Here is a 26,145-nt window from a genome sequence, read left to right as displayed (position 1 = left end):
ACACTACTATAATCCCGCGCTATTTTGCTTGTCAATCAGGGGTTCAGGAACAGGGCTGCTCCCGGAGTCCGTCCGGATCCTGGCGGAATAACTCCCGCAGCAGCACCTGCGCCATGATCCGGTGACCGGACAGATCCGGGTGGATACCGTCCCCGTAGCGGTAAGAGGCATGAAGCAGCCGCTCATGCCGGATATGCTCCAGCAGCGGTGTACGTATGTCGATGACACCGTCTGCAGGACAGCCGCCGGAGATCAGCCAGTCCGCATAACGCTCCAATACACGGTCATAATTCCGGTAAGGCGCGAGATAGCTGAAATCAGCCGCCTCTGCGGGCTGCAGCGGACCGTCCATCGAGGCGGCGTGAAACGGCGGCGGTGTGAGCAGCACGGCAGCGGCTCCCGCTTCACGGATAAGAGCGCTCAGACGCTTCATCCCGGACTGATAGGCTGCAAAGCGCGCTTCCGAGAAGGGATGATAGATCCCGTCATTCATCCCGTAACAGGCAACGGCCACATCGGGACTGGCCGCCGCCAGCTCGCCTGCCAGCCGGTCATGGACACAGGGCCGCGGAAATGGATGCGCGGCTTCGCTGAGTCCCGAGACGGTCTCGCTGGGAACCCCGCACGCAAGCAGTTCCACCGCCAGCTCCGGGCGGTGCCTGCTTAAGCCTTCCCGGACCAGGCTGATATACCGGCCGTCTGCCGTAATGCTGTCCCCGAGGAACAGTATCCGGAGATTTCCGGTACTTGGTTTTTCTTTATGATTCAGTACGCTGTGATTTAGTAAATGAAGCATTCTTTTCCCTCCTGACCATTACGCAGGTCCCCCCGGCTGTCCCCAGCCAGGCAAATATGCCCGCAATCTAATGGTAGCGCCGCCCGTCGTTCTCCGCCTTGACGATCCCGACCTTCTTTAGCATAATATTGCCATGACAACCAAAATACTAGCGCGGGACATTGGACTTGAGCCTGGCTTCACCTTCAGAATCCAGAAGTGCCCGCTGACCCATGATTACTACGTCCATAGCCATGACTTCTCCGAGCTGGTCGTCATTCTGTCGGGAAACGCCGTGCATATCATTGAAGGGAGAGAGTATCCGGTTACCGCCGGGCAGGTTTTTCTGATCCACAGCAACGTTTCCCATGGCTACAAAAATGTCGAGGGCATCGAATACGTCAATGTGATGTTCCAGCCTGAACAGCTGCTCCAGCAGTCCGAGCTCAGACTGCTGCCGGGGTTCCAGGCATTATTCTATATCGAGCCGTTCTACCGGAAGGAGATGTACTTCAAGGGCATGCTCTCCCTGGAAGCCGGGCAGCTCCAGGAGGCGACGCGGCTGCTGGATGACATTCTGGAAGAGCATGACCGTCAGCCTGAAGGATACCGGCTGATGATCCGCACCTATTTCACCGCCTTGGTAGGCATGCTCTCACGTTATTATCAGAATAGCAGCGGCCATGAGGATAACAAGGCGCTGCGGATCGGTGAGACGGTCACCTATATCGAGGAGCATTTCCTGCAGCCGGTCACCCTGCAGTCCATGGCGGATATGGCCTATATGTCCACCCGCCAGTTCCTGAGAGTGTTCACCCGCAACTACCAGACCACGCCGATGGATTATGTGATCCGCAAGCGGCTGGATTATTCCTGCACGCTGCTGCGCAGCCCCGGCCTGAGCGTCTCCCAGGTGGCGATGGACAGCGGCTTCCATGACCAGAATTACTACTCACGCCAGTTCCGCAAAGTATTCAACTGCACCCCCACCCAGTACCGCGAGCGAATCCAGAATTCCTGACCTTATCCCCGGCCATCGCTCAGATTTCCTCCGTATCGGCGGCGGCCTCATCCCGCATGCGCAGCCGCCGCCGGTAGGCCCCGGGGGTGACACCGAACCTCATGCTGAACAGGCGTGTCATATAGTTCGGGTCCTGAATACCGACCCGTTCGGCAATTTCAGCAATGTCCAGCACCGTACCGCCAAGCAGCTTCTTCGCTTCCTCCAGGCGCCGCTGCAGCACATACTGCAGCGGCGTCGTGCCGATATGCTGCTTCATGCACCTCGTAATATAATCCGCCTGGAAATGCAGCTCCTCCGCAAGCCCGGCCAGATGAAACGGCTGTCTCCAGTGGACATCCAGATAAGCAGCGGCAGCCCGGGCCAGCCGGGCCGCCGGCTCCGGCTGGCCCGTCCGCTGGCATTCCGCCTGCAGCGCCGCCAGCAGACCGGCCAGCAGCAGCTGGAGCCGGAGTGCATTCTCTGCGCTCAGCCGGCTGTGAATCTCGTTCATCTCCTGCAATACCGGCTCCAATGCCTCTATATCAACCGGGGCGAATTTGGGCAGGTACAGGCGCTGCTGCGCAGACGGCTCCTCATCCTCCACCGTTCCCTTAGCCAGCAGTGAAGACCAGGGGATCTCCCCGCGCCGGATATATCCCGGCTTATGCTCATGGATGAAGTGCACCCAGTAAATTTCCGTATCCTCCGCACAGGCCCGGTACCCGTCATGCGGCCTTCCCGCTTCCAGCACCAGCAGTTGTCCCGCACCCACTGCGTATTCCTTGCTTTCCTCTGCCATATAGAGCGTTCCCCGCTTGACCAGCAGCAGATCGTACACACCGAACGTGCGGGCGAAATGCCGGTCCCCCGGAGACCAGACCGCATGTCCCACCGTAACCAGCTGCGGCAGCGGGGGAATCGCAAATTCCAGGCACAGCATCATAGCTCCCCCTTGTCTCAGGTCGATTTTGTGCTATTCAAAGTCTATATTATCACTGGCTGCCACGGCGGAAAAGAGGTACATTGACTGGGAATCCGCTTTTCATCCAATTCTCTAAGGGGTTGTGTATCCATGCGTTTCCGTCAGGTTCATCTTGATTTCCATACTTCCGAAGCCATTCCCGGCATCGGGCAGGCCTTCTCCAAATCCCAGTTCCAGTCCATGCTGCGCTCAGGTCACGTAGACTCGGTCACCGTATTCTCCAAATGCCATCACGGCTGGGCCTATCATCCCAGCGACGCCAATGAGATTCATCCCGGCCTCTCCTTTGACCTGCTGGGCGAGATGATTGAAGCCGCTCATGAAATCGGTGTCAAGACTCCGGTCTATCTGTCAGCCGGTCTTGATGAGAAGCTGGCCCGCCGTCATCCGTCCGCTGATCCGCGATGCCGAGGACCGTACACGCTGGGTAAAAGACTTCATGACCCCGGGCTACCATGAGTTCTGCCTGAACACGCCTTACCTGGACATCCTGCTGGCCCAGATTCATGAGGCCGTCTCCCGGTACGAGGCAGACGGTATCTTCCTCGACATTGTCGGCGTCCGCAAGTGCCGCTGTCAATACTGCGTCGCCGCCCTGCGGGCAGCCGGCCGGGACCCCCGCGACGAAGCTGCCGACATCGCCCTCGGCGAGCAGACCTACCTGAATTATGCCCGCCGTGTGCGCGAGACGATTGATGCCGTGAAGCCCGGCCTGCCGGTCTATCACAACAACGGCCATCAGCAGCGGGGACGCCGCGATCTGGTACAGGTCAACAGCCATCTGGAGCTGGAGTCGCTTCCTACCGGAGGCTGGGGGTATGACCATTTCCCGCTGTCGGCACGCTACGCCCAGACGCTCGGTATGGAATTCCTCGGCATGACCGGCAAATTCCATACCTCCTGGGGCGAATTCGGCGGGTATAAGCATCCGAACGCGCTGCGGTTCGAAGCCGCGCTCAGCCTCGCCCATGGCGCCCGATGCTCCATCGGCGACCAGCTTCACCCTTCCGGCTGGATGGATGAAGCGACCTATGCCCTGATCGGCGCCGCCTACAGCGAGGTGGAGGCGAAGGAGGAGTGGTGCAGCGGGGTTACGTCCGTTGCAGATATTGCCGTCCTGTCCCTGGAGGCTGCACGTGAAGCCTGCCCCGGCGGACAGGCACGCAGGGGGGAACGCAATCTGGCCGATGCCGGTGCGGTACGCATACTGACAGAAGGCCATTACCTGTATGACATCGTAGATACGTTCAGCGACTTCACCGCCTACAAAGTGCTGGTGCTGCCCGATGAGGTGCCCGTATGGCCGGAGCTGGCCGACGCGATTGGGGCCTTTACCGCCGGAGGCGGCAAGGTGCTGGCCACCGGACGCTCCGGCCTGAATCCGGAAGGCGATGCTTTTGCACTGAACCTGGGGATCAGCTGGCTGGGGGCCAACCCTTACCGGCCGTCTTACTTCAAGCCCCATTTCACGCCCGGCGCCCTGCTGCCTGCATCCTATGTAATGTACGGCGAGGGTCAGCTGGTGGAACTCTTGGAAGGACAATCGCTCGGTCATCTGGAGAATCCTTATTTCAACCGTGATGTCTTCACCTTCTGCTCGCACCAGCATACGCCGGGTACACAGGAGGATAACGGGCCGGGGATGGTGGAGAGCAGCAGCGGGATCTATATTGCCTGGGATGTATTCAGCGAATATGCGGATGCCGGCCATCTTATCCTGAAGGAAATGGTGCTGCATGCACTGTCGCGTCTGCTTCCGCTTCCTTCCCTTCGCACTACTCTGCCGGCCCGGGGCATAACGACCCTGCAGTACCAGCAGGCAGAGCAGCGCTATGTGCACCACCTGCTCTACGCCGCTCCCGCGCTCAAAGGCCGGATCGAAGTCATCGAGGATATTGTGCCGCTGCAGGACATTTCCGTCAGCCTGCGCCTACCCTCCTCTGATCCCGTACACCGGGTCTATCTGGCCCCGTCGATGACAGAGCTGCAGTTCACCGTCAGCAGCGGGGGCGGGATCACCTACACGATTCCTTACCTGAAGAATCATCAGATGGCGGTAATTGAGCTGGTGTAGATTAGGTCCATTTATAGTAGAATAATAAGAGCTATACCATTGCCTAGAATGAGAGGATGACCGGGATGCTTCAGTCCATTGTGCACATTGCTCTAGTCGTTAAGGATTATGATGAAGCTATAGAATTTTATACCAACAAGCTGAATTTCACATTAGTTGAAGATCTCTATCAGCCCGAGCAGGATAAAAGATGGGTCGTAGTCTCCCCTCCCGGATCATCAGGCACTACCCTTCTGCTGGCCCGGGCGTCGAAGCCTGAACAGGAGTTCTTTATCGGCAATCAGGCAGGCGGACGAGTATTCCTATTTCTGAACACCGATAACTTCTGGCGAGATTATCATGAAATGGTCTCCAGGGGGATTGAATTCGTTAGAGAACCCAAAGAAGAAGCTTATGGAATCGTTGCGGTATTCAAGGATTTGTACGGCAACCTGTGGGACCTGCTGCAGATGAACGCAGACCACCCGATTTCCAAGCGGATACAATGATTGCACAGCACTGCGGCCAGGTCATTGGACTCCAAATGTATCTCGCAGATAGCTATCAAGAATCTGAAGGGGCTCGTGTAACGCCTGGTTTGGAAACTTATGAGTTACCTTATAGCCTACTCTAGGGGGCACTGACACCGCCAGCTTCTGAAGAACAAATTCTCCCATCCCCTTCATATGGGCGCCAATCGAAGCGGGCACAATCGTCCATTGTCTGGCATTCGTCAAAAAAGTAGTGATGAGTCCCGCTGAGTCCAGATGTACACGGGACGGACACAGCGGGTCCCACCACTGGTCATGTCTGAATTGAAACTCCCGATTCCAATTGACGAGGACTTCATGCTCTGCCGCCAATTCTTCCATTTCCACCGTATCTCCAGCCTGCCGCCCTGGCACAGCCAAGCGCAACAGCACCATTTCTTCAGTGAAAAACGGTTGAACAGTAACGCTAGGCGACACAATTTCCCGTACCACAAACGCCACATCCATCTCACGCCGCTCAATACTATCAAAAGCCTCCTGAGTATGCTGCGTACGAATCTGCAATCGGATGGACGGAGTATGCTGATTAAGCATTCTATATACCGGAGGCAAGACAAAGTGGCTTATACTTTCGGCAGCGCTTATGGCCAGACTTAACTGCGAACCATTCGCCTTTAAAATTTGAGTTTCCCTCCAGAGCGCCTCCCATCTTTCCGCAATACTAAAAAAGTTCTCCCCTTTTGGGGTCAGGCTGATTTTGGCTGCCCCTTTTCTTCGCTCCACTAACAGTCCGCCCATCCCTTGCTCTAATGTCTTTAAGCGGTAACTTACCGTTGCTTGTGACAGATGCAGCAGATCGGCCGCTTTACTTATACTCCCAGTCCGTACGATAGCTAAAAACGCTTCTATCCCAGGAAAATACATAGAATACCTCCTCAATATATAGAAAATATTAATATAGTTCACAAAATATTTGCGTTTTACAACATTATTCTTTATGTCTAAAATTATCATTAACACAGACAAGGGGTCAAATAGTCCAGGTTATGAAAAGGTGGTTTAGCTATGAAGGTTCTCATCGTTGGTCATTTTAACGAAACTGCACAATCAAAGATTACCGGGTATTTTCCGCAAGACTGGAACGTTATCATTGTCCCGCCTGGACAAGATATGCTGCATCATATTGAAGATTGTCAGGTCCTCATTCCTGAACATATCCAAGTGGACCCTAGCCTGCTGGCTAGCGCCAAAAAATTAAAATTGGTACAGACAGGTGCAGGTTATGATAATGTCGATATCCCTGCCTGCACACAGCTCGGCATTTGGGTGGCCAATGCTGCAGGAGTGAACACAGGCCGTGGCCGAGCAGGTAATGGCACTAATGCTGGCTTATTATAAAAACATCCCGTTTCTTGATCATTTCATGAAAAACAGGATGGATGAACATCACTTGGAGTACACAGGAAGTGAATTAGAGGGCAAAACCATGGGGATTATCGGGCTGGGCGCTATCGGAAAAAAGGTAGCTGCGTTTTGCAGCGCTTTTGATATGAATGTGTTGGCTTATGCGAGAAATACCGAAGCGCCATCGGACGGCATAGTGAAAATGACCGATTTCGATACACTCCTAAGCACATCCGACATCGTCAGTGTTCACGTACCCTTGACTGAGCAAACCAAGCACCTGATGAACCAAGAAGTCTTCAAGAAAATGAAGGATACTGCTATTTTTATCAATACCGCCCGCGGGGGGATTGTCAACGAAAGAGACTTGCTGGACGCATTAAAAAACGGAGATATTTCCGGAGCCTGCCTGGATGTGTATGAATCCGAACCGCTTCCTATAGACAGTGAGCTCCGCACGCTGGATAACGTGATCCTTACTCCCCATACCGCAGGAATGCCTGACGGCCGGAAATTCCACCAAAAAAGATATGATTTCTTCATAAAGAATATAAAACGTGTACAATACGGGGAAGAACCTGAAAGCAGGCTAAATCAGTTAATATAGTTTCAGTGCAATAAAAACAAAAAAGGTTTATGACATTGTCCAAAATACAATGTCATAAACCTTTTGGTAGTACCGGCGAGAGGACTCGAACCTCCACGGTTTCCCACTCGATTTTGAGTCGAGCGCGTCTGCCATTCCGCCACGCCGGCTTAATATCATATATATCCATCACGGATAATTAAATTTAAGATGAAAAACATTCAATAAAGTAGTAATGGCGCGCCCTGAGAGATACGGATGCTACGCATCCGATTGCGAAGTTGTGCTATCGAAGCTTATGCTCCAACGAACTCGTTCGAATCTTAAGGACACTTGGTTAAATCAGTGAAGTAATAATGGCGCGCCCTGAGAGATTCGAACTCCCGGCCTTTTGATTCGTAGTCAAACGCTCTATCCAGCTGAGCTAAGGGCGCAAAATATGGAGCGGACGACGGGAATCGAACCCGCGACCCTCGCCTTGGCAAGGCGATGCTCTACCGCTGAGCCACGTCCGCACACGGTATGTATTCAACTGCTTTAATAAAAATGGCGGAACCGACGGGATTCGAACCCGCGATCTCCTGCGTGACAGGCAGGCATGTTAGGCCAACTACACCACGGTTCCAAGATAATATTGCGGGGGCAGGATTTGAACCTGCGGCCTTCGGGTTATGAGCCCGACGAGCTACCGGGCTGCTCCACCCCGCGTCAGTAAAAAATATTCTCTTCTAGCTTGCAAAGTCTGCATGGTGGAGGCTGAGGGGTTCGAACCCCCGACCCTCTGCTTGTAAGGCAGATGCTCTCCCAGCTGAGCTAAGCCTCCATCGAAGAAGCAACTTAATGATCATAACACATTTTCATAAGATATACAACCATTAATTTATTAAAGAAGAAAGTGGTGACTCGTATGGGATACTCTCCACTCCGTTACGAGATTGCGAAGTATTCCTTACGATGCCTATGCTTCAACGAACCCAGGGAATTCTCATCCCATAATTCAAAGAAGAAAATGGTGACTCGTATGGGATTCGAACCCATGTTACCTCCGTGAAAGGGAGGTGTCTTAACCCCTTGACCAACGAGCCAGATAAGCAAACAATCTTTCGACAACAAAAAATATTATATCAGATAAAATAGATTAATACAATAGAAATATTATTATTCTATTCCTTACTTAGCGGATTCTCCACCAAAGCCATAATAATCTCCGCAACCACGGAAATAGACTTATGTTCAGTATCTACATCACATACAAAGAGCTTATTCTCACGCCCTCTAAGACATCTCTCCATCTGTATAGCGGTCCAGGGACTCCTGCCTTCATCACGGCTCTCCAGTCAACTGTATAGAGTCTCAGAGGAAGCAGACAAGGTTAAATGACGGACATCTCGTCCCTCGCGTCTCAGCCTGCCCACAATCTCTATGAAATACTCTTCTTCCACTAGTACTGCATCAGATTAAAAATAGTGGAGCAGACGCAATTCCTCTTCAAATTACTTCTTTTTTCCAATCGGGAGTTGTTCTTCAGGGGCGTTTGGCTTAGCGTAACGGACTGAGGTGCTCTTATTTGGGAAGAAAGTCGTCAATTGGGCGAGTAACGGACTCCACAGGCCTTATCCTTTGTACTTCAGGCTCCGAAACATCTCATAGAGAGACGATAAAGTCGCCTGAGTCCGTTAAGCTGCAAAAAGTGGCGTTTTCGCGGGGATAAGATCTCTCCGGTCCGTTAGATTTTGGGTTGATAAGGTTTAACAAGCTTATTCATCCTTTTCATCCTTTTAGATCTGATGAGGTACTAGTGTCATAGGTAATGCTTCCGCCATAGCCTGAATCCAGGTATACCAGCATCGAATAGATAAAGTCACGCAACAAAAAACCACCATTGATAATCAACAGTGGTCTTAAGTGCTTGGCAACGTCCTACTCTCCCAGGACCCTTCGGTCCAAGTACCATCGGCGCTGGAGGGCTTAACGGTCGTGTTCGGGATGGGTACGTGTGGAACCCCTCCGCTATCGCCACCAAACGTGATTTTTCGAAGCCTACGCTTCTCGAAATCGCTACAGAAAATATCAAACCATCGGTTTAACATCCTGCCAGGCTTGATCGCCTGAAAACTGAATCCGAAACGAATCTGCGAATTATTTTTTGGATAAGCCCTCGACCGATTAGTATTGGTCAGCTCCATGCATTGCTGCACTTCCACCTCCAACCTATCTACCTCGTCGTCTTCAAGGGGTCTTACATGTTGGGAAATCTCATCTTGAGGGGGCTTCACGCTTAGATGCTTTCAGCGCTTATCCCGTCCGTACGTAGCTACTCAGCCATGCTCCTGGCGGAACAACTGATGCACCAGCGGTACGTCCATCCCGGTCCTCTCGTACTAAGGACAGCTCCTCTCAAATTTCCTGCGCCCACGACAGATAGGGACCGAACTGTCTCACGACGTTCTGAACCCAGCTCGCGTACCGCTTTAATGGGCGAACAGCCCAACCCTTGGGACCTACTTCAGCCCCAGGATGCGATGAGCCGACATCGAGGTGCCAAACCTCCCCGTCGATGTGGACTCTTGGGGGAGATAAGCCTGTTATCCCCAGGGTAGCTTTTATCCGTTGAGCGATGGCCCTTCCATGCGGTACCACCGGATCACTAAGTCCGACTTTCGTCCCTGCTCGACTTGTAGGTCTCGCAGTCAAGCTCCCTTATGCCTTTGCACTCTGCGAATGATTTCCAACCATTCTGAGGGAACCTTTGAACGCCTCCGTTACTCTTTAGGAGGCGACCGCCCCAGTCAAACTGCCCGCCTGACACGGTCCCCGTACCCGATAAGGGCACTAGGTTAGAACCTAGATACGATCAGGGTGGTATCCCAACGGCGCCTCCGCAGAAGCTTGCGCTCCGCTCTCACCGGCTCCCACCTATCCTGTACAGATCGTACCCAAATTCAATATCAAGCTGCAGTAAAGCTCCATGGGGTCTTTCCGTCTTGTCGCGGGTAACCTGCATCTTCACAGGTATTAAAATTTCACCGGATCTCTCGTTGAGACAGCGCCCAAGTCGTTACGCCATTCGTGCGGGTCAGAATTTACCTGACAAGGAATTTCGCTACCTTAGGACCGTTATAGTTACGGCCGCCGTTTACTGGGGCTTCGGTTCACAGCTTCGGGTTTAACCCCTAACCGCTCCCCTTAACCTTCCAGCACCGGGCAGGCGTCAGCCCGTATACTTCGCCTTGCGGCTTCGCACAGACCTGTGTTTTTGCTAAACAGTCGCTTGGGCCTTTTCACTGCGGCCCCCTCGGGCTATTCACCCTACCGAGGCACCCCTTCTCCCGAAGTTACGGGGTCATTTTGCCGAGTTCCTTAACGAGAGTTCTTCCGCGCGCCTTAGAATTCTCTTCTCGCCTACCTGTGTCGGTTTGCGGTACGGGCACCTTCTCCTGGCTAGAGGCTTTTCTTGGCAGTGTGAGATCATGACCTTCGCTACTATAATTTTCGCTCCCCATCACAGCCCAGCCTTAACGATGTGCGGATTTGCCTGCACACCAGCCTCACTGCTTAGACGGACATCCATCAGTCCGCGTCACTACCCTCCTGCGTCACCCCATCGCTCATAGCGGATTACGGTGGTACAGTAATTTCAAACTGTTGTCCTTCGACTACGCCTGTCGGCCTCGCCTTAGGTCCCGACTTACCCTGAGCGGACGAGCCTTCCTCAGGAAACCTTGGGCTTTCGGCGGATCAGATTCTCACTGATCTTTTCGTTACTCATACCGGCATTCTCACTTGTGTAGTGTCCAGCGCTCCTTACGGTACACCTTCAACCCCTACACAACGCTCCCCTACCCCAGATGCAAAGCATCTAGCCATAGCTTCGGTGGTGTGTTTAGCCCCGTTACATTTTCGGCGCAGAGTCACTCGACCAGTGAGCTATTACGCACTCTTTCAATGGTGGCTGCTTCTAAGCCAACATCCTGGTTGTCTGTGCAACTCCACATCCTTTCCCACTTAACACACACTTGGGGACCTTAGCTGATGGTCTGGGCTGTTTCCCTTTTGACAATGGATCTTAGCACTCACTGTCTGACTCCCGGCAAGAAGTAAATGGCATTCGGAGTTTGACTGAGCTTGGTAACCCTTGCGGGCCCCGCACCCAATCAGTGCTCTACCTCCACCACTCCATTCACCGAGGCTAGCCCTAAAGCTATTTCGGGGAGAACCAGCTATCTCCGAGTTCGATTGGAATTTCTCCGCTACCCCCACCTCATCCCCGCATTTTTCAACATGCGTGGGTTCGGGCCTCCAGTGCGTGTTACCGCACCTTCACCCTGGACAGGGGTAGATCACACGGTTTCGGGTCTACGTCCACATACTCAGTCGCCCTATTCAGACTCGCTTTCGCTGCGGCTCCGGCTTCTCACCTTAACCTTGCATGTTAAACGTAACTCGCCGGTTCATTCTACAAAAGGCACGCCATCACCCATAAAGAGGGCTCTGACTTTTTGTAAGCACACGGTTTCAGGTTCTATTTCACTCCCCTTCCGGGGTGCTTTTCACCTTTCCCTCACGGTACTGTTTCACTATCGGTCGCCAGGTAGTATTTAGCCTTAGCAGATGGTCCTGCTGGATTCATACGGGGTTTCACGTGCCCCGCACTACTCGGGATCCGTCTCGGAGGGAACACAGTTTAGGCTACAGGGCTTTTACCTCTATCGCGGGCCTTTCCAGACCTCTTCGCCTACTCTATTCCTTTGTAACTCCATGTGAGACGTCCCACAACCCCAAGAGGCAAGCCCCTTGGTTTAGGCTGTTCCGCGTTCGCTCGCCGCTACTGACGGAATCACTATTGTTTTCTCTTCCTCAGGGTACTTAGATGTTTCAGTTCCCCTGGTCTGCCTCTGCGTATCCTATGTATTCAGATACGAGTAACTGCGAATTACCACAGCTGGGTTTCCCCATTCGGACACCCCCGGATCAAAGCTTGCTTACAGCTCCCCGAGGCAGTTTCGTTGTTCGCCACGTCCTTCGTCGGCTCCTGGCGCCTAGGCATCCTCCGTGTGCTCTTAGTAGCTTAACCAATGCGTTTTCCCTAAGGAAAATCGCTAGTATCGCCATTAATATGAAACTTGTTTACACAAGTTCAGCTTAAAGGAATGTTCTAAAACGCAAATTCGTTTCGGTATCCAGTTTTCAAGGATCAAGTTGCTGTTATTACGGGACAATCACGGCTGTGATGTTCGGAATAACAGATAGTGTTACTTGAGAGTTTGAGCTCTCAAAACTGACCAACGAGTGAGCAACTAGCCGACCGGCTAGATTTAAGATTTGAATGTCTTCATTGCAGAAGACGATTCTCCATAGAAAGGAGGTGATCCAGCCGCACCTTCCGATACGGCTACCTTGTTACGACTTCACCCCAATCATCTACCCCACCTTCGGCGGCTGGCTCCCTTGCGGGTTACCCCACCGACTTCGGGTGTTGTAAACTCTCGTGGTGTGACGGGCGGTGTGTACAAGACCCGGGAACGTATTCACCGCGGCATGCTGATCCGCGATTACTAGCAATTCCGACTTCATGCAGGCGAGTTGCAGCCTGCAATCCGAACTGAGACCGGCTTTGCTGGGATTGGCTCCACCTCGCGGCTTCGCTTCCCGTTGTACCGGCCATTGTAGTACGTGTGTAGCCCAGGTCATAAGGGGCATGATGATTTGACGTCATCCCCACCTTCCTCCGGTTTGTCACCGGCAGTCACTCTAGAGTGCCCAGCTTCACCTGCTGGCAACTAAAGTCAAGGGTTGCGCTCGTTGCGGGACTTAACCCAACATCTCACGACACGAGCTGACGACAACCATGCACCACCTGTCTCAACTTTCCCCGAAGGGCACCTGATGCATCTCTGCTTCGTTAGTTGGATGTCAAGACCTGGTAAGGTTCTTCGCGTTGCTTCGAATTAAACCACATACTCCACTGCTTGTGCGGGTCCCCGTCAATTCCTTTGAGTTTCAGTCTTGCGACCGTACTCCCCAGGCGGAGTGCTTACTGTGTTAACTTCGGCACCAAGGGTATCGAAACCCCTAACACCTAGCACTCATCGTTTACGGCGTGGACTACCAGGGTATCTAATCCTGTTTGCTCCCCACGCTTTCGCGCCTCAGCGTCAGTTACAGCCCAGAAAGTCGCCTTCGCCACTGGTGTTCCTCCACATATCTACGCATTTCACCGCTACACGTGGAATTCCACTTTCCTCTTCTGTACTCAAGTCACCCAGTTTCCAGTGCGACCTCAGGTTGAGCCCAAGGTTTAAACACCAGACTTAAATAACCGCCTGCGCGCGCTTTACGCCCAATAATTCCGGACAACGCTTGCCCCCTACGTATTACCGCGGCTGCTGGCACGTAGTTAGCCGGGGCTTTCTTCTCAGGTACCGTCACTCCGGTAGCAGTTACTCTACCGGACGTTCTTCCCTGGCAACAGAGCTTTACGATCCGAAAACCTTCATCACTCACGCGGCATTGCTCCGTCAGGCTTGCGCCCATTGCGGAAGATTCCCTACTGCTGCCTCCCGTAGGAGTCTGGGCCGTGTCTCAGTCCCAGTGTGGCCGTTCACCCTCTCAGGTCGGCTACGCATCGTCGCCTTGGTGGGCCGTTACCCCACCAACTAGCTAATGCGCCGCAGGCCCATCCCCAAGCAGCAGATTGCTCCGCCTTTCATTCTCTCCTCAGGAGAAAAAAGAAATTATCCGGTATTAGCTACCGTTTCCGGTAGTTATCCCAGGCTTGAGGGCAGGTTGCCTACGTGTTACTCACCCGTCCGCCGCTAAGTTTGAAAGGAAGCAAGCTTCCTTTCAAACTCCGCTCGACTTGCATGTATTAGGCATGCCGCCAGCGTTCGTCCTGAGCCAGGATCAAACTCTCCAAATTGGTATTTAGAAAGAGCGATTGCTCATTTTGAAACATCTGACGAGAATTTACATTCTCATTTTTGGATCTCACCGAAGTGATCTCCAGATACTCACTCGTTGTTCAGTTTTCAAAGATCAAGCTCGTTGTTAGTGTCGATTATCTCGTCACCAGCAACTCTTATAATATAACATGTTCTTCTTCTGAATGCAACACTTATTTTCGATGAAGCAAAGTGTGTATTCATCAGAGCAACATGTCCAACCTTGTGCAAGGCACCCGCCTTGCGATTGGATATATAATATAACATTATATATCCCTGCTAACAACCCTTAATTTCTACTATTTTCGAGATAGTACTATAGACTTTCATAGATATCCTATACAAGCCTCTGTACCTGTATAACCATGCCCCAAAAGCACATGCCGGCCCTCATATCTAGCAGGACCTGCATGTGCAACTCTCCTCTTAGGGACTATCCTCTTAATTGGGAATCCAAGGAGTCTGATTCTTCTTATCTGTACTTGAACGTCCGCTTGAGCTCGAACGCGGCTTGGAGTGGGCCTTATCCTTGGCGGCAGAGTTCTGGCTGGAGGTTTTCGCTTTTGCCGCTGCCGGTTTGGATTTCCCTGGTTTTGTATCCTTTGCTGTTGTGGCCTCAGTGCGCCCCTTATCCGGCACCTCCTCCGCTTCCTCCACTACAGGCTCAGGAATCTGAATCTCGGGTACGCGGTTGTGGGCGAAATTCTCCATGCCCGGATAAGCCGGATATGGCGGAATATTCGATACCATAGGCTGTTCATACATCGGTGACACCGCGTTAGGCATGGCATTCATTCCTCCAGCATAAGGAGAAACCATCCCCATCTGCGGCATGCCGTACACCGGATACCCGTTATACATCGGCTGCTCATAAGGATAGGGCTGAATCGACATTGCGCCGCATCCGCAGGAAGGCCACGGAAGATTAACCTGCTCACTCTGGTACTGCGGAGCAAACGCAGCATTGTCACTGACAGGGCTGACTGCTGACATATTCACATTGTTATAATCCGGTTCTGCATTAGGATACCATGCTCCGGGGTATTGTCCAGGCGGACAAGGATTAACCGGCTGAGCATAGAACGGCGGGCATTCCGGCATAAACGCTGCAGGCTGAACATAACTTGGAGCGTTATTCATATTGTTCATATTCATATTGTTCATATTCATATTGGCCATTGGCTCATATACGGGATACACGGGTGCATAATTCATAAAATACGGATTCTCGCTAAGGCCGGGATAGCCATCGCTCTTTCCCCAGGGCGAGGTTTTACCCTCATCCCAGGCGGCAGGCTGAACCTCTGACTTATGATGCACTTCTTTGGTTTTCTCTTCCTGTGCGGGAACAGAGATTTGCACATACAAGCTTTGTTTCTCATAGACGGCTTCCTGAACCGGCTTGACTTCCGGCGCTTTGTTAGGTGCAGGGTTAGGTGCAGGAACCGCCAACGGGATAGGGACTGCTTCTGCAGCAGGTGCAGGAACTGGCGCAGGTGCGGGAGCCGGCTTTTCGATGACACCAGTGTAGGTTTTACCGCCAATCGCCGTTTTATCGACCACTGCCGGAGCGGTGGACTGAGCCTGAATTGGGGTCGTATTAGCTTTTACCGGATCGATGGATTGGGCCTGGATTGGAGAGGTACTGACTTTCTTAGGGATATTCACGACTTCACCCGTCATCAGTGCATTAGGGTTCTTAAGCTGCGGGTTGGCATCAATCATATCCTTGAGTGTAACTCCCCAAGCCTTGGAGAGCTTCCATAAGGTATCGCCTTGCTTGACTGTATGCTTATAGTAGATATCGTTGTTGTCCGGAACAGGCAGAGCTACGGGCGCAGCCGGGATCTTAACCTTGTCTCCTACAGCAAGCACATCTGGATTGGTGATTTGCGGATTGGCCTCGATTATTTTTTGCAGCGGCACTCCATACTTCTGTGATAACGCGAACAGCGAATCACCTTGCTTAACAATGTGTATTTTCACGCAGCATTTACCTCCTAAAAGTATCTATTGATCGGCACTGCACCCCGGTTCAGGGATGATAGCCCTCCAGATTCGGTAGTTGCGGTACAGCCGCCTCCTTCGTTACTACATCTTATGCAGCCCATGGGCGAATGACATCCCTATATGCAAAAAAAATCCTTCCATGCTTGGCATGAAAGGATTTTTCTCTATTCGCTCACGCGAAATTTCTGTACTATTCCCAAACCTTATATCCGTCTTTATCAACCACATTGCGGAATTCTTCCAGCAATTGCAGGGTAATCGGCCCGGCCTGGCCGGAACCAATGACTCTGCCGTCGATCTCACGGGCAGCAATAACTTCAGCCGCTGTTCCGGTGAAGAAGACTTCATCGGCAATATAGACATCATGCATGGTGAACGGCTCTTCCTTCAGCGGCAGTCCCAGCTTCTCACACAGCTCAATGATCGCCAGACGGGTGATCCCCTCCAGGGCACCCAGGTAACAAGGCGGTGTATAGACTACCCCTCTTTTGATAATGAAGATATTATCGCCGGAGCCTTCGGTTACATACCCTTGAGCGTTCATCATGATCGCTTCATCGGCTTCCGCCAGATTCGACTGAATCTTCACCAGAATATTGTTGAGATAGTTCAACGATTTGATCTTCGGATTCAGCGCATCCGGGATATTGCGGCGCTGGGACACCGAAACGGCACGAAGTCCGTTCAGATAAGCCTGTTCCGGGTAGATCGCGAGTTGCTCAACAATGATGATCACACTTGCTTTGGGGCAGCGGCGCGGATCAAGACCCAGGTTGCCGGGACCGCGTGATACGATCAGCCGGATGTAGCCGTCCCGCATTTCGTTCAGGCGGATTGTCTCGGCCATGGCCTCCAGCATCTCATCATAGGCCAGCGGAATGTCCAGCATAATCGACTTCGCCGAATCATACAGCCTGTCCAGATGCTCCTTGCACTTGAAGATGTTGCCGTTATAAATACGGATACCTTCAAAAATTCCGTCTCCATATAAAAAACCGTGATCGAATACGGACACCATTGCCTTGTCCTTCGTTACATGTTGTCCATCCAGATAGATCCATTGCTCAGCCATGAACTTACTGCACCTCCGCTTTCTCTTCCTCATAGGTGTATGTGGGATAGGACCCCAGAATCCGTACCTGACAGCCCAAGGCTTTGATCTCTTCAATCGCACCCGGGAGCAGTACCGATTCTATCGGTTCCAGCACATCAATATAGAAATAATAAGTACCCAGCTTCTTCTTCGTCGGCCGTGATTCAATACGGGACAAGTTCAGCTTACGCCAGGCAAAAGCAGCCAGCACCTGATGCAGTGCACCAGGGAAATCCTCGGGCAGCGTAACAAGAATACTCGTCTTGTCTCCACTGCTCTTCTGCGGAAGCTCCAGCTTCTGCGGACCAACCAGCACGAACCGTGTGTAATTGTTATTATGGTCTGTAATCTGGCGTTCCACAACCTCCAGCCCGTGCGTAGCGGCTCCAAGCGCGGTACCGATGGCAGCCCAGCCTTTACCGGGATTGCCCTTCACAATCTCCACCGCTTCAGAGGTGCTTCCCACAGACTCCAGCTCAGCCCAGGGCATAGCCTTACGGATGAACTGCGTGCATTGCGCCATAGCCACCGGATGGGACAGGATCTTGACAATCTTGGTATAATCCTTGTCCCCGTTCTCCTTCGTGAATTCCTGCGGACAGCTGATCAGATTCTGTATCGACGGGAAAATCCACTCCGCCTGCATCGGCAGGTTCACTTCATTAATGAGCCAGTCGATATGCAGGCTGACCGAGCCTTCTATCGTGTTCTCAATCGGAATGACGCTGTAATCGGTGACTCCGCCAGCCGTGGACAGAAAGACATCGGATATGAGCTTATGATGCTCCAGATGAGCAGGGTTACCGCCAAATAAATGCAGCAGCGCTTCATGCGAGACGGAGCCCTGAGGCAATAACGCTATCGATTTCATGACTGTAATTCTCCTTTTATCATATCCAAAAATGATTCGTTTTGCATCCCGTTTCTTTCAAGCAGCTCTGCCGTGACACCTGTGGTGCATGGGGACAGCCATACGGTACGGGCAGAAATCCCGTTCTCCTGCATAGTCTCTGTCAAAAACAGCTCCAGCTCCTGCTTCCGCGCCTCCTTGCGGTCCACCATGCACAGCAATGTCGGGCCTGCACCGCTAAGCGCAATGCCCAGCGCACCATGGCCGGGCGCTTCCGCCAGCAGCTTCTCCATCCCAGGCACCAGCGGTGCACGGTAGGGCTGATGCAGCCGGTCCTGCATCGCTGTGCCAATCAGGTCCAGCCGGCCTGCGGCTAACGCTGCGGTGAGCAGCGAGGTACGGCTGATATTATGAACAGCATCGCCGAGCGTAACCTCCGCAGGCAGCGCCTCTCTGGCCTTGACGGTCTCCAGCTCGAATTCAGGAATGACCACCAGGAATTCCAGCTCCTGCGGCGGCTCAATCCGGATGTAATCGGCATGCTCGCCGTCCCATACGGCCGTAATAATTCCCCCGAAGAGCGACGCTCCGACATTATCGGGATGCTTCTCGATCGCTGTAGCCATATCGAACAGCTTCGCCTGACTCAGCGGTGAACCTATCATAGCATTCGCCGCAGCCAGCGCGCCAATAATGGCCGAAGCACTGCTGCCCAGCCCGCGGGTGAGCGGGATTTCCGAATACATGGAGATGGACAACTCCGGAACCTGGACCCCGGCCTCTGCAAATACCATTTGCGCAACCTTGTAGAGCAGATTGCTTTTGTCCCGGGGAAGACCGGCCATCTCATCTCCATACAGATGAAACACCGTTTCATCGGCTTCCTCCATTTCAATCCAGGCATACAGCGACAAAGCCATGCCCAGCGTATCGAAGCCCGGACCGAGGTTGGCCGTGCTCGCAGGGACCTTCACTCTAGACCTTCCGTAAATACTCATGGCGGGTAAATCTCCTTCATTATATTTGCGCGCAAGCCCTGTATTCCATGGACACCTGCGATAGTTAGCCTTCTACACGGTAATGACTTTTGATGCGGTGAATGACATTCAGTTGCTCCAGATGGCGCAGCACTTTGTTCATACTCGCTCTGCTGGCGTTATGTGTGACAATGATAATTTCGGCATCAGGATTATTAGGATTGGCCTGCTGCACAACGGAATCCAGACTGACATCATATTCGGCAAACACCTGGGTAATCTTCGCCAGTACACCCGCCTTGTCATCGACATGAAGCAGCAGGAAGTTCTTGTAATAAATATCCTCGTCGCTCTTCAGCTTCTTCTGCTTGTACGGCACAATCTGCTTAAGCCCGTTGACCCCCAGCTTCAGGTTCTTGATGACCGCTACCAGATCCGCCACAATCGAGGTTGCCGTAGGCATCGCCCCTGCCCCCGCACCGTAGAACATCGTCTCCCCTACAGCCTCACCATATACATATACCGCATTAAAGACGCCGTTCACGGAGGCAATCGGGTGGTTCGTACGGATCATTGTAGGCTGGACGCTAATACTGAATTCTTCATCCTGGCGTTCTGCAATCCCGAGCAGCTTCATCTCGTACCCCAGCCGTTTGGCAAAAGCCATATCCTCCTTGCTGACGCCGGAAATCCCGCTTACACTGACATCGCTCAGCTCTACATTGGTCCGGAAGCCCAGCGTGCCCAGAATGGCCATCTTGCGGGCTGCATCCAGTCCCTCCACATCGGACGTCGGATCAGACTCGGCATAGCCCAGCTCCTGCGCTTCCTGCAGTGCGTCGAGATAAGATGCGCCTTCCTGGCTCATTTTGCTGAGGATGTAGTTGGTTGTCCCGTTCACAATCCCCATAATCTTCATAATCTTATCCGAGGAAAATCCTTCGATCAGCGTGCGGATAATCGGTATGCCTCCCGCCACACTTGCTTCATAGAACACATCGCACTGCTTCTCCTGTGCCTTGGCCAGAATCTCCGAGCCGTGCAGGGCCATCAGGTCCTTATTGGCTGTTACGATATGCTTGCCGCGCTCCAGTGCCTCCAGAATGTACTCCTTCGTCCCTGCGACCCCGCCCATGACCTCAACAATGACATCAATCTCCGGGTCGCGGATAACGGCCCATGGATCATCGGTAATCTTGGACGGGTCCACTTCGATATCACGCGGCTTCTCCGTATTCTTCACGGCAATCCGTTCAATCAGGATCGGCGAGCCGACCTGGCTGCTCAAATCCTCCTGATTTCCTTCCACAATACGGACAACGCCCGTACCCACAGTACCCAGACCCAGCAGACCTACTTTAACCGGCTTCATTCGTATTCTCACCCCTGACCAATAATTAACGCACGCTTCACACCGGGAATTGCCTTGAGACTGTCCAGCAAGTCGCCCAGCTCTTCATTCAGATGGGAGATCTCGACAGAGATCACCACGTTCGCCCGTCCTTGCAGCGGGATACTCTGATGGATTGTCAGCACATTCGCCCCGTGAACAGCCACCGAACCGAGCACCTTGGACAACATGCCCGACTCGTGCTCCAGATCAATCGAGATCGTCACAATGCGCTCGCGCTCCAGCTGATGAATTAAGTGTATCCCATCTTTGTATTTATAAAAAGCACTGCGGCTAAGCCCGACCTGTTCCACGCCCTCGTGTACGGTTTTGGCATCTCCTGCTTCCAGCAGCTGCTTGACCTGCATGGTCTTCAGCACCGCATCGGGCAAAATGTCCTCCCGGACCAAATAATAGCGTTCTTTCACGAACGTCCTCACCCCAAAGACTTTTGTATGTACATAGTGGACATTATACGGGATTGAAGGCTTTTATTGCAATAACTTTCTGCAAACATGAGGAAAAGGCTGTCCCCCTATCAGCTAGGAGGAACAGCCTTCACCTGCAGAACCCGGTCAGCTGTAGGCAATGGTCGTCCCGCAATAATCACAGCTGGTAGACTGGCCCGGAGCTACCGTATTCTGTGCCCCGCAGCCGGGACAGCGCACAGATTTCGGAAGCTGCTGCGCTCTCGGCTGCTGATAGGACGGCTGCCCTGCAGGCGGCGTGAAGGGCGATGCTGCTGCCTGCCCCGCCCGGGCCTGCGGCGCTGCATCCGCTCCCTCATGGAAGAGAAGCCCGGAGTCCAGCACCCCGTACTTCTGCAGATAGAGAAGGTCTCTATTCACATCCCCTTCACTTTGCCCGGTACGGTCCGCCAGATTCCCGGTATAGCGGACTCTCTCCACCGTGATCAGATGTACATACTGATTGGCGAGCTGCGAGAAGCGGAATCTGGCTTTGGCCGCGCTTCTGGCAAATACGGCCGCAGGCAGAAGCGTTATCAATGAGAACATAATTAACATTCCAATTAACGTACCAGTATCAACGGCGACTTCACTGAAGATGGAATTGACGACAATTCCCATCAACTGCACGAAGCCGCCCACAAATACATGGAATAACAGACTATAATTGACGGGCTTGCGGTAATTTTTATAATGGGTGCTCAGCATGCGTACCAGCGCAAGCGAAAGTCCCAACGGCATAAACAAATATCCGGCGCCGATAGTTACAACATCATAAGTGGTCCGCTCATACTTAGGCAGACTATCAGAGGGCTGTCCTTCCCGGCCCGGCAACAGTCCCCCCAGCTCATTCCCTATCCCCATTGCTGTCTATTCCTCCTATTTAAGCGCCGCCAGCTCCAGATTACGCCGCTGGAGCGTGCCGGCAATACTCTCCGTTAATTCCTCTGTCTCCGTGTCCCAGCGGGCCGGCAGCTCCTTCAGGACAAGCAGCAGCGCCACATGGTCATGCAGCAGAGAGATCTGCTGCCTAATGATGTCTTCCGTGGCATACAATCCCGGTCTCGATACCGGGTCACTGTAGCGGAATTTCTCCTCCAGAGAATCAATCAGTTCTACCAGCCTGCTTGCCTCAGAATGCTTCCAGGTGCCGGCAATCCCTCTGATCTCCTGCAGCTCCTGCATGTGAGTACGCAGACTCCGCGAAGCGTCCGCAGCTCTGCGCTCCCCGGATGCGGCATTCCGCCCATATCCCCCTGTAGCCACAAGTACGACGGAAGCTACAATCAGGATCAGCAGCTGCTCTCCCGCATACCAGAGCGGACTCAGCTCCAGAAGCCAGTCCAGCAGAATAGCCGAAGCAAGTACCGCAGCCAGATAGAATACTATAATTACAGCTCCGCTTATGAATACCGGTGAAGTCCGGCCCGCTTCAGCAGCACGGCGCAGCCAGAGCATGCAATATACATAACCCACAGTCTCTGCCATACCTACAGCAAGCAGAGTCACTACGAAGCGCAGCAGCGATTCCGAGAATCCAAACGTGAAGAAGGTACCTGCAGTAACTGCCAGAACAGCAACATAAATGCCAGTAACAAGACCCGTATATGACCTCTGCCTCTGCATCCCGCTCACCCGTTAGCCGCTCTGGTACCGCACTCTGGACAGAATTTCTGTCCGAGCTTCAGCTCATGCCCGCAGCCCGTACACTTCAGGATCAGGCCCTCTCCACAATGCGGACAGAATTTGGCACCTGGGATGACCGCCTTACCGCAGCTATGGCATACCTTATCCTCCACCGCCGGCGGGGATTGCAGACTGCGGCCGCAGCCGGTACAGAAGCGTGCATATGCCGGATTAAGGGTTCCGCAGTCCGAGCAGGATTTAGAAGCAGCAGGAGGTGCCGGCTGGCTGCCCGTACTGCCGTCCAGAGACATGCTACGGGTCATCCGGGTAGCTATCTCAGCGGCAGGCCCAGCCAGCCCAAAGCCCATGCCGAGCCCCAGCCCCGCATTCATCATGCCCACGCCTGCATTGCCCGGATTGCCTGCTGCCTCCTCCATAGCATCGAAGCTTCGTTCCTGCTGGTAGGTGAAGCCGATAATGTCCATCTCCGCTTTTTTGGCCAAGGCTTCCTTGAGACGCTGGGTTGCCGGATCATCATCGGGAATATTGATCGAATCAATATAGAAATTATTAAGTTCAATACCGCTGTCCAGGAACGAGGAGGACAAGCGCCCCTGAATATGCTTGGAGATTTCAACCACGTAGGCGTTGATCTCCAGGATGCTGATTTTTTTGTGCACCAGATAAGAAGAAATAAGTTCGTTAATATTAGACATCAGCAGACCGCGGAAATAATTAATCATCGTATCCTGATCGAAGACCGGCAGCGTCCCTACCAGCTTCAGCAGGAATTTGCGGGGATCTTCGATCCGCACGCCAAACTGACCGAAGGCCCGGACCGCTACCATGATCTTGTACTTAGGGTCCTGCAGCTGCAGCGGTGCACTGGTCCCCCACTTCACATTCATGGAGTTCAGCTTGTTCACAAACCATATCTCTGCGGTGAACGGAGACTTGCCGCCGAACGGCAGGTTCACCACATTCGACAGAATCGGAATATTCGCTGTGCTTAAGGTATGGCGTCCGGCTGTGAAGGAATCCAGCGCCTCTCCACCCTTGAACAGAATCGCTTCCTGGGATTCATTCACAATCAGCTGTGTCCAGGTCCCCAGCTCCTGATTCGGATACTTCCAGGCGAAGACACCCGGAGGCCCGTCATATTTGACTACTTCAATAATTGCCATCTGTCCATTCCCTCTTTCCTGACAGGTATGTATGATATACGCAGATTACACCCTTTGGATTCAACATAACGTCGCTTATATAATTATTGTAGTAAATTAATCCAGATTTATAAAGAAAACTTTATTAGCAAAAATAGCTTTGCCACCTGTTATGCAATAAAAAAAGGCCGCATCCCCCTCTCGGAAGATACAGCCGGTAACCTTGCTTCTCTATTAATAGTAGCTGCTGTTCTCGACAAATTCGAATTCAAAATCAGCAATGCGCACGATCGTACCTTCCACAGCGCCGCGTCTGCGCAGCTCGGCATCCACACCCATGTGACGCAAAGTACGGGCCAGCCTAAGAATCGCATCATGTGTGCTTAGCTGCATTCTCTTAATCATCCGCTCAATCCGTGGACTATTGACTACAAAGGCCTCGTTGTCACGGGTAATCGTGAATGAGTTATCCTCTTCCGCTTCCAGCTTATACACCTTGCGCTCTTTGCCGGCCACTTCTTCCACCACCGGAGCCACAGGAATACTGTCAAGAATATCTGTAGCACGGTAGAGCAGCTCCTGAACGCCCTGACGGGTCAGTGAAGAGATCGGCATAATCTCAAGGTCCGGGCGAAGCTCCGCGACACGCTCACGGAAGGAAGCCAGGTTCTCCTCGGAATCAGGCATATCCATCTTGTTCGCCGCCACGATCTGCGGACGGTCAATCAGCGCCGCATTGTACTGCTTCAGCTCATCGTTAATCAGTACCCAGTCTTCAAAAGGATCGCGGCCTTCCGAGCCGGACATATCCACGACATGAATGATGATACGCGTCCGTTCAACGTGGCGCAGGAACTCATGTCCAAGCCCCACCCCTTCACTCGCGCCTTCAATCAGTCCAGGCAGATCCGCCATCACAAAGCTGCGGCCGTCTCCGACATCAACTACACCCAGGTTGGGAGTAATAGTGGTAAAGTGGTACGCTCCGATCTTCGGCTGGGCAGCGGATACGACCGACAGCAGCGTAGATTTGCCCACGCTAGGGAAGCCTACAAGGCCTACGTCCGCCATGACCTTAAGCTCCATTACGATGTAACGCTCCTGACCCTCTTCCCCGTTCTCAGCCAGCTCCGGCGCCGTATTGTTCGCCGTCGCAAACCGGGTATTCCCCCGGCCGCCCCGGCCGCCGCGGGCCACTACAACCTGTTGTCCATGACGGGTTAAATCGGCAAGGATCTCCTGGGTATCATCATCAATCAACACGGTTCCCGGTGGAATCCGCACGATCATATGATCGGCATTGGCCCCGTGCTGGCTCTTGTTGCGCCCCTTAATTCCCTTATCAGCCTTGAAGTGCCGCTGATAACGGAAATCCATCAAGGTCCGTAAGCCTTCATCCACGCGGAAGATCACATCTCCCCCGCGGCCGCCATCCCCGCCGGCAGGACCGCCATCCGGCACATACTTCTCCCGGCGAAATGCTACGAGACCATCTCCGCCGTCTCCGCCTTTTACATAAACCTTAGCCTTATCTACGAACATAAATGTTCACCTTCCTTACATCTCCAGCGGTAACCGCAGTTCCACATTACCCTTGGCAGGCTGAACCTGCTCCGCCTTCATGATTTTTCCTTGTACTATATTATAAATTTGCCCCTGAAGCAGTTCGGGATTGTCTTGCTCTCCCTCACCTTTGAAAGAGATCAGAATGTCTCTTCCCTCCTGTGAAAAGCTGAGCTCAAGCTTCCGCGTGTCTCCATGCTGTGTTATTCCGCTGTACTGGTACGCTCTAACCGTCTGCATAACTACCGAAGTCAGCTCAGCTCCTGCCTCTGGACTCAGCTTGTCCTCCAGCTGGAGCCCTTCCTCTACCTGTATGTCCAGCTCCAGACTGCTTCTGAACGTACGGAAGGATTGCAGATAGAACACCAGGGAAGGTACTCCCAATTTGGCAATACGGCTGTCCAGCGCAATACGCTCCTTTATTCTTTCCACACATTGTACGGATTTATCAGGCTTGCCCAGCTGGATATATCCGTAAAGCACCTGCAGATCATTCATCCAGTCATGACGATGATGATTCAGTGTCCGGTTTGCCGCCTGCTGCAGAGTATTCTCCTGTATACGCAGTTCCTCTTCATATTGACGCCGGTTGTAAACAAAGCTGAATGCAAGCACTGCCGCTACCCAGACTCCGAGCAGCAGGCATGTGAAAAGGGAGGTTTGCCAATACACGAGACCTAAAGGAAACACTGCGGATAACATGACTGCCCAGACCTTACTTTTCCAGGATTTCATTCTTTCTCCCCGTCCCTTGGTTCGCAAAATTGATTC

Annotated in this window: 18 protein-coding genes, 7 tRNA genes, 3 rRNA genes and 1 pseudogene; 5 read left to right on the top strand and 24 right to left on the bottom strand. The window is 52.8% G+C overall.

What is annotated here, in order from left to right:
* Positions 1-43: 43 nt before the first annotated feature.
* A complete protein-coding gene (locus tag MKY64_RS02050) occupies positions 44-796 on the bottom strand; it encodes a GDSL-type esterase/lipase family protein (RefSeq protein ID WP_340950656.1) in 753 nt (250 codons plus the stop codon).
* Positions 797-929: 133 nt separating this feature from the next.
* On the opposite strand from MKY64_RS02050, the gene MKY64_RS02045 reads away from it, so the two are divergent.
* Positions 930-1,796 carry an AraC family transcriptional regulator gene (locus MKY64_RS02045; protein ID WP_340950655.1) on the top strand — a complete coding sequence of 289 codons (867 nt, stop codon included), beginning with the start codon at positions 930-932 and terminating at the stop codon, positions 1,794-1,796.
* A 19-nt stretch (positions 1,797-1,815) separates the two neighbouring features.
* Here the strand turns inward: MKY64_RS02045 and MKY64_RS02040 are convergent, their stop codons facing one another.
* Positions 1,816-2,721 carry an AraC family transcriptional regulator gene (locus tag MKY64_RS02040; protein ID WP_340950654.1) on the bottom strand — a complete coding sequence of 302 codons (906 nt, stop codon included), beginning with the start codon at positions 2,719-2,721 and terminating at the stop codon, positions 1,816-1,818.
* Positions 2,722-2,850: 129 nt separating this feature from the next.
* Between MKY64_RS02040 and MKY64_RS02035 the strand changes: the two are divergent.
* A pseudogene (locus MKY64_RS02035) lies at positions 2,851-4,834 on the top strand (beta-galactosidase trimerization domain-containing protein).
* Positions 4,835-4,899: 65 nt separating this feature from the next.
* Positions 4,900-5,322 carry a VOC family protein gene (locus MKY64_RS02030; protein ID WP_339311266.1) on the top strand — a complete coding sequence of 141 codons (423 nt, stop codon included), beginning with the start codon at positions 4,900-4,902 and terminating at the stop codon, positions 5,320-5,322.
* A gap of 21 nt (positions 5,323-5,343) precedes the next feature.
* Here MKY64_RS02030 and MKY64_RS02025 read toward each other — a convergent pair whose 3' ends face one another.
* Positions 5,344-6,228 carry a LysR family transcriptional regulator gene (locus MKY64_RS02025; protein ID WP_340950653.1) on the bottom strand — a complete coding sequence of 295 codons (885 nt, stop codon included), beginning with the start codon at positions 6,226-6,228 and terminating at the stop codon, positions 5,344-5,346.
* Between the two features lie 141 nt (positions 6,229-6,369).
* On the opposite strand from MKY64_RS02025, the gene MKY64_RS02020 reads away from it, so the two are divergent.
* Together MKY64_RS02020 and MKY64_RS02015 are read left to right on the top strand one after the other, a co-directional pair.
* Positions 6,370-6,702 (top strand): hypothetical protein, encoded by a 333-nt coding sequence (locus MKY64_RS02020; RefSeq protein ID WP_340950652.1) that lies wholly within the window; start codon positions 6,370-6,372, stop codon positions 6,700-6,702.
* Entirely contained in the window at positions 6,662-7,315 is a 654-nt protein-coding gene (locus tag MKY64_RS02015; protein ID WP_340950651.1) for an NAD(P)-dependent oxidoreductase, read from the top strand. Before MKY64_RS02020 ends, MKY64_RS02015 begins: the two co-directional genes overlap by 41 nt.
* Positions 7,316-7,385: 70 nt before the next feature.
* Here MKY64_RS02015 and MKY64_RS02010 read toward each other — a convergent pair.
* The 21 genes from MKY64_RS02010 to MKY64_RS01910 all read right to left on the bottom strand — a co-directional run bounded on the left by MKY64_RS02010 (position 7,386) and on the right by MKY64_RS01910 (position 26,109).
* Positions 7,386-7,464 (bottom strand) — tRNA-Leu (locus MKY64_RS02010).
* Between the two features lie 187 nt (positions 7,465-7,651).
* A tRNA-Arg gene (locus MKY64_RS02005) sits at positions 7,652-7,728 on the bottom strand.
* Between the two features lie 6 nt (positions 7,729-7,734).
* Positions 7,735-7,809: transfer RNA gene (locus MKY64_RS02000), tRNA-Gly, on the bottom strand.
* Between the two features lie 32 nt (positions 7,810-7,841).
* A tRNA-Asp gene (locus MKY64_RS01995) sits at positions 7,842-7,919 on the bottom strand.
* A 9-nt stretch (positions 7,920-7,928) separates the two neighbouring features.
* A tRNA-Met gene (locus MKY64_RS01990) sits at positions 7,929-8,002 on the bottom strand.
* A 39-nt stretch (positions 8,003-8,041) separates the two neighbouring features.
* Positions 8,042-8,117 (bottom strand) — tRNA-Val (locus MKY64_RS01985).
* A gap of 187 nt (positions 8,118-8,304) precedes the next feature.
* Positions 8,305-8,379: transfer RNA gene (locus tag MKY64_RS01980), tRNA-Glu, on the bottom strand.
* A gap of 822 nt (positions 8,380-9,201) precedes the next feature.
* Positions 9,202-9,318, bottom strand: a 5S ribosomal RNA gene (gene rrf, locus MKY64_RS01975).
* 122 nt (positions 9,319-9,440) lie between these two features.
* A 23S ribosomal RNA gene (locus MKY64_RS01970) occupies positions 9,441-12,368 on the bottom strand.
* A gap of 284 nt (positions 12,369-12,652) precedes the next feature.
* Positions 12,653-14,213, bottom strand: a 16S ribosomal RNA gene (locus MKY64_RS01965).
* The 16S, 23S and 5S rRNA genes sit together here, the layout of an rRNA operon.
* A 463-nt stretch (positions 14,214-14,676) precedes the next feature.
* The gene (locus MKY64_RS01960; RefSeq protein WP_340950649.1) at positions 14,677-16,221 is read right to left on the bottom strand and encodes a LysM peptidoglycan-binding domain-containing protein; all 1,545 of its coding nucleotides are present in this window, start codon (positions 16,219-16,221) and stop codon (positions 14,677-14,679) included.
* Between the two features lie 214 nt (positions 16,222-16,435).
* The gene (gene ilvE / locus MKY64_RS01955; protein ID WP_209877020.1) at positions 16,436-17,317 is read right to left on the bottom strand and encodes a branched-chain-amino-acid transaminase; all 882 of its coding nucleotides are present in this window, start codon (positions 17,315-17,317) and stop codon (positions 16,436-16,438) included.
* A 4-nt stretch (positions 17,318-17,321) separates the two neighbouring features.
* Complete coding sequence (gene pheA, locus MKY64_RS01950; protein WP_036725885.1) at positions 17,322-18,209, bottom strand: prephenate dehydratase; 888 nt, start codon at positions 18,207-18,209, stop codon at positions 17,322-17,324.
* Entirely contained in the window at positions 18,206-19,186 is a 981-nt protein-coding gene (thrB, locus tag MKY64_RS01945) for a homoserine kinase (RefSeq protein WP_340950646.1), read from the bottom strand. The genes pheA and thrB overlap by 4 nt, the downstream gene beginning before the upstream one ends.
* Positions 19,187-19,250: 64 nt before the next feature.
* Complete coding sequence (locus MKY64_RS01940; protein WP_036725890.1) at positions 19,251-20,537, bottom strand: homoserine dehydrogenase; 1,287 nt, start codon at positions 20,535-20,537, stop codon at positions 19,251-19,253.
* Positions 20,538-20,545: 8 nt separating this feature from the next.
* On the bottom strand, positions 20,546-20,983 hold the full coding sequence (locus MKY64_RS01935) for an ACT domain-containing protein (RefSeq protein ID WP_036698990.1): 438 nt from the start codon (positions 20,981-20,983) through the stop codon (positions 20,546-20,548).
* A gap of 147 nt (positions 20,984-21,130) precedes the next feature.
* Positions 21,131-21,886: a hypothetical protein gene (locus MKY64_RS01930; RefSeq protein ID WP_340950643.1), complete on the bottom strand. Its 756-nt coding sequence runs from the start codon at positions 21,884-21,886 to the stop codon at positions 21,131-21,133.
* Between the two features lie 15 nt (positions 21,887-21,901).
* Positions 21,902-22,648 carry a hypothetical protein gene (locus tag MKY64_RS01925; RefSeq protein ID WP_340950641.1) on the bottom strand — a complete coding sequence of 249 codons (747 nt, stop codon included), beginning with the start codon at positions 22,646-22,648 and terminating at the stop codon, positions 21,902-21,904.
* Positions 22,649-22,653: 5 nt separating this feature from the next.
* A complete protein-coding gene (locus tag MKY64_RS01920) occupies positions 22,654-23,832 on the bottom strand; it encodes an SPFH domain-containing protein (RefSeq protein ID WP_340950639.1) in 1,179 nt (392 codons plus the stop codon).
* Between the two features lie 213 nt (positions 23,833-24,045).
* On the bottom strand, positions 24,046-25,353 hold the full coding sequence (gene obgE, locus MKY64_RS01915; protein ID WP_036725896.1) for a GTPase ObgE: 1,308 nt from the start codon (positions 25,351-25,353) through the stop codon (positions 24,046-24,048).
* Positions 25,354-25,368: 15 nt separating this feature from the next.
* Entirely contained in the window at positions 25,369-26,109 is a 741-nt protein-coding gene (locus tag MKY64_RS01910) for a Spo0B domain-containing protein (RefSeq protein ID WP_036725898.1), read from the bottom strand.
* Between the last annotated feature and the right edge of the window lie 36 nt (positions 26,110-26,145).

The organism is Paenibacillus sp. FSL R7-0210, assembly GCF_038009085.1.
Classification (GTDB): Bacteria; Bacillota; Bacilli; order Paenibacillales; family Paenibacillaceae; genus Paenibacillus_AQ; species Paenibacillus_AQ silagei.
Note: the sequence above shows the minus strand (reverse complement) of the source record. Positions and strands in the feature narration are given on the sequence as shown.